Consider the following 3,609-nt stretch of genomic DNA (forward strand, 5'->3'; position numbering starts at 1 on the left):
GAATTTTGCGCTTTAGCTTGGCTCTTGAAATTCGACGTGCAGTTTGGGCGGCGCGCAAAATTTAAAAAGCGAGCCTGACGCAGGGCAAAATTTAAAAAGTGGGCCCGGTTGCGGGCAAAATTCTACGGATGCAGCAAGATGCGGCGCGGCGCAAAATTCCGTAAATTTAGCGCAAAAGAGTGAGTCGAAATTTAAAAAGGCAGATAACGAAGCGGCGAAATTTAAAGCGGGCGGAGAGACGGAGCTTAAAACGGACGCGGCGAAGTGCGGCGAGGCGGAATTTAAGAGTGCGGATAGTGCGGCGATAAAATTTAAAGCGAGTGCGGCGAGTAAATTTAAAACGAGCGCGGCGGATAAGAGCTCGGATGCGAGCGAGCGGGAGAAATTTGACGCCAAGGACCTTCAGGACGCGCTTAGTAAGATTTTTAACGAGATAGAGCATCAAAGTACGCTTTGGCACGCAACCCCTTTTGCGCTGCTATTTTTGGCGCGCATCTTTATGTATGCGCGCGCCGTGGCGGGCAAAAACGGCGAATAAAAATAATCAAAACGCTGCGGCAGATAAAAAGCGAAACTATGCGACGGACATAAACAGCAAAGACGAAAACTGCGAAAACGAAGCGGCGAGCTTTATCGCGGCTCGGCTCGGCGGATTTTTTGCGTTTATGATTGAGATTTGCGATGATGCCGATAAGATCTCGCACGCAGCGCCGCTGGCGAGCTTTTCGGATATACTTGCGGAAAAATATTTGTGGCCGCAGAGCGATGAGAATGACGAGGAGCGTTGGGAGGAGTACTTTTACGACGATGAGCTATTTTACAGCCTCTATTTTTATTCGCGGATGGTTTTGGATGCGACTGGAATGGACTTTGCGCCGTTTAAGTCCAAGCTGGGTGGAGTTTAAGGCCGCGCGTCCCGCTCTTTGGCTTTAAATTTACGGAGACGCGGCGCGCTTTGGCGCCGCTTTGTTTAAATTTAGACTTCAAAAAATTTTTAAAATTCTTTAAAAATTTACGGCATGCGGAATTTACAGATCGTCTTTTTAAATTTAAAATTCGCGCGATTTTTGATCGGCGGTGCGGTTAAGCTGCGGGTAACGCTTTTAAATTTAGATTGCCGCGAAGCTTCAAACTCGCTTGCGGCGCGGCTTTTTATGTGGTTTTAAAAAGATACCAATTCGGCGCAATTTTTTCTATCATTATAAACTCGCTAGGACTCATTTGTGGCAGGTCAGCTTCATCTTGCACCCGCAAAAAGCCCACGGAGTTATCGGTGATCCCGCCGATAAGTAGTATAAATCTTTTGCCCTCCGTCTCGGCGTGAGAGAGATGCAGGCTTTTGATCTCCGCCTTTGCGCGCTCGGACTCGCCGCCGGCGTAAAGCTCGTAAATTTTTTCAAATGCCGCTAAGTTTTGTTTCCCAAACGCCATAAGCTCTTTATCGGGCGCCAAGATTAGCTTTAAATTTACGATATCTACATCGGTTCTTTGCTCAAACTCCCGTTTTTGCGCCTCGTTAAATTTTTCATATTCGCTTACGATAGCCTCAATAATGGCGGTTTGCGCTAAAACTCGCACGGCGTAGATTCCGTCCTCCTTAGTATAGACGTAAAGATCGAAGTGCTTCTCTTTAGAGCCCAAAAATACGTGAAAAATCTCGCTAAATTCGTCGCTGCATCCAAGCGGAGCAACCGTGATTTCGCTATAGTTATCCGCCGCGTAGAATTTGTGCTTTAAATAGCTTCTCATCTTGCCTTTGAAATAAAGATTTTTATCGAAGTTTGCGTTGCTAAATAGCGAGTGGACGAGCTCCTCATTGGGGCTGGCGTTTAGGCTTAACGCGCAGCTTGCGCAAAGTATTAGAGGAGCAAAAATTTTTGAAAATCCAGCCGTTTTAAAAAATCTAAATAAGCTCAAAATTTAACCTTTTGAAATTTTATAAATTTAAAAAGTCTATAAATTCTAGAAATTTTAAAATTTTGTAAATTTTAAAACTCCGTAAATTTCGCCTTTTATAGGCTCGCCATCTCTTCGGCGCGCGTGAGAAGCTGCTTTGCGCCCTTTTCGATAAAAACTCGCGCGAGTTCCGCGCCTACGCCTTGGTATTGCGATTTTTGCGCGACGATGTCTTGGCGTATGCTCTCGCTGCCGTCCGGTAGGCCCACGATCGCGCTGATGTGGATATTTTCGCCGTCAAGGCGCGCGTTGATGCCGATCGGCACCTGGCAGCCGCCCTCTAAAACCCTGACGAAATCCCGCTCCACAGTCGTTTCAATGATCGCGCGTTCATCTTTTAAAAATTCTATCGCGCGTAGAATTTGCGGCTCGTCCACCGCCTCGATGCCGAGCGCTCCTTGCCCCATCGCAGGGATCATCTGCGAGATTTCAAAGGGCGCTACGTGCTTTACCTCGGCGCATAAATTTAAGCGGTTGATGCCCGCCATCGCCAAGATGATAGCGTCGAATTCTCCGTCTTTGAGCTTTCGCAAGCGAGTTTGGACGTTGCCGCGCAAGGAGATAACCTCTAAATCGGGGCGCATGCTAAGCAGCTGCATCTTGCGGCGAAGGCTCGTGGTGCCGACTTTTGCGCCGTGGGGTAGCTCGCCGAATTCGGCGTATTTTTCGCTAATCATCGCATCGCGCACATCCTCGCGCGTGCAGATCGCCGCTAGCACGAGCCCCTGCGGAAACTCCACGGGCACGTCTTTTAGGCTATGCACGGCGATATGTGCTTCGCCGCGAAGCATACTCTCCTCAAGCTCCTTTGTAAAAAGCCCCTTGCCGCCGATCTTTGCAAGCGGTGTGTCTAAAATTTTATCGCCTTTGGTTTTCATGCTTTTTAGCTGCGCTTGGATGCCGCTAGTTTCAAGCAGCGATGCGATATGTTTGCTCTGCCACAGCGCAAGCACGCTGCCGCGAGTAGCGATGATCAAATTTTTCATTTTTCCTCTCCTATGCTTTTTCGAATCTCGATTTCGTTCTCCTCGATCACTTCTACGTCGATGACGTCGTCGCTTGCGCGGCTGCGTCGCCAAAATTTTCGCTCTCTTTTTTCGGAATTTTCGCTGCTAGCGTTAAATTTGGGCACGTCGCTGGTGACGCAGTAAAACGACGCGGTGATTATGCAAACGCCTAAAATATCGCCGAAAATGCCCGGTGCAATGAGAAAAACGCCGCCTACGACGAAGCCCACGCCGCTTAAAATTTCTTTCGGCGAGATTTTCATTAGATTAAAAAAGCCCATCCACGAGCGGTTTGCTACGACGTATCCGCCTAAAATCGCGCTTATGACGATCTCCACCGCATACGCCGCGAAGCCGTTTGCGCTTACGAAATAATAGGTCGTAAATGCCTCAATTATCAGATATGGAACGATCAAAAGCCTAAACATATTTTTCCTTGAATTATCACTTTAAGCCGCGCCTTTTTAAAGACGCTAAAATTTAATCGCGGATTTTAGCAAATTCCGTCTGAATTTTTAATGTATCGTAAGAGCCCCTCGCAGCCGCGCTTGATATCTGCGTAACAGCGCTCAAAATCGCGCGTGTAGTAGGGGTCGGCGATTTGTAGGTGTTTGGAGGCGGTTAAATTTGAGTTGGCAATTTTTAA

At 47.8% G+C, this 3,609-nt stretch carries 5 protein-coding genes; 2 read left to right on the forward strand and 3 right to left on the reverse strand.

Translation table 11 applies throughout. From position 1 onward, the window contains the following. Positions 1–43 precede the first annotated feature (43 nt). Both Q0140_RS11960 and Q0140_RS11965 read left to right on the forward strand, forming a co-directional pair. Positions 44–538, forward strand: a complete 495-nt coding sequence (locus Q0140_RS11960; RefSeq protein WP_297964873.1) for a hypothetical protein — start codon at positions 44–46, stop codon at positions 536–538. Further along, the gene (locus Q0140_RS11965) at positions 504–905 is read left to right on the forward strand and encodes a hypothetical protein (RefSeq protein ID WP_297964875.1); all 402 of its coding nucleotides are present in this window, start codon (positions 504–506) and stop codon (positions 903–905) included. The genes Q0140_RS11960 and Q0140_RS11965 overlap by 35 nt, the downstream gene beginning before the upstream one ends. Positions 906–1,152: 247 nt before the next feature. Here Q0140_RS11965 and Q0140_RS11970 read toward each other — a convergent pair whose 3' ends face one another. From Q0140_RS11970 to Q0140_RS11980, 3 genes are all read right to left on the reverse strand, one after another. Continuing rightward, the gene (locus tag Q0140_RS11970) at positions 1,153–1,917 is read right to left on the reverse strand and encodes a hypothetical protein (RefSeq protein WP_297964877.1); all 765 of its coding nucleotides are present in this window, start codon (positions 1,915–1,917) and stop codon (positions 1,153–1,155) included. 95 nt (positions 1,918–2,012) lie between these two features. Beyond that, on the reverse strand, positions 2,013–2,942 hold the full coding sequence (gene hemC, locus Q0140_RS11975; RefSeq protein WP_297964879.1) for a hydroxymethylbilane synthase: 930 nt from the start codon (positions 2,940–2,942) through the stop codon (positions 2,013–2,015). Beyond that, positions 2,939–3,391, reverse strand: coding sequence for an FxsA family protein (locus tag Q0140_RS11980; RefSeq protein WP_297964881.1), 453 nt, complete (start codon positions 3,389–3,391; stop codon positions 2,939–2,941). Before Q0140_RS11980 ends, hemC begins: the two co-directional genes overlap by 4 nt. Between the last annotated feature and the right edge of the window lie 218 nt (positions 3,392–3,609).

The organism is uncultured Campylobacter sp., assembly GCF_938045405.1.
In the GTDB taxonomy this organism is placed as follows: domain Bacteria; phylum Campylobacterota; class Campylobacteria; order Campylobacterales; family Campylobacteraceae; genus Campylobacter_B.

What these genes read in the sequence shown, in the direction of transcription:
- Q0140_RS11965 (WP_297964875.1), top strand. Translation starts at nt 504, where the DNA reads ATGCGCGCGCCGTGGCGGGCAAAAACGGCGAATAAAAATAATCAAAAC.
- hemC (WP_297964879.1), bottom strand. Translation starts at nt 2,942, where the DNA reads ATGAAAAATTTGATCATCGCTACTCGCGGCAGCGTGCTTGCGCTGTGG.
- Q0140_RS11980 (WP_297964881.1), bottom strand. Translation starts at nt 3,391, where the DNA reads ATGTTTAGGCTTTTGATCGTTCCATATCTGATAATTGAGGCATTTACG.